Genomic DNA, 430 nt, shown 5'->3' with positions numbered 1-430 from the left:
ACATCGACGGAGGGGCGATGCCGCGACACCGGCGGGCCGTCCTTGATCGCGATCTGATAGCGCAGGCCGATGCGCTGGAGCAGCATGTGGCGGGCGCCGGGGGCGATATAGGCGCAGCCCGGAAGCACGGGCTCGCCGTCCTCGGCCTCCTTGACCCTGATCTGGCAGACGGTGTCGAGACGCCTGGCAAAGGCCGCGGTGAATCCTGCCGGCATGTGCTGGACGATGACGATCGGCGGACAATGTGGCGGCAGCATTTCGAGGACATCATTGAGCGCTTCGGTGCCGCCCGTCGACGCACCGATGCAGACGATGCGTTCCGTCGTCGGCCGAACCCTGCCCTGCACCGGCGGCGGGATGATCGCGTCGGCCGTCAGCTTCTTCTCGATCGCCCGTCGCTCGGAACGCGGACGAACCCGCGCGCGCGCCG

Annotated in this window: 1 protein-coding gene; it reads right to left on the bottom strand. The window is 68.8% G+C overall.

Annotation, left to right across the window (positions count from 1 at the left end; translation table 11 throughout):
• Positions 1-430 (bottom strand): chemotaxis protein CheB (locus MOV75_RS41960; RefSeq protein WP_309487029.1); only part of this gene is annotated, 430 nt, incomplete at both ends.

The sequence above is a fragment of the Bradyrhizobium sp. PRIMUS42 genome, from assembly GCF_023006515.1.
In the GTDB taxonomy this organism is placed as follows: domain Bacteria; phylum Pseudomonadota; class Alphaproteobacteria; order Rhizobiales; family Xanthobacteraceae; genus Bradyrhizobium.
This window is presented reverse-complemented; position numbering and strand designations above follow the sequence as displayed.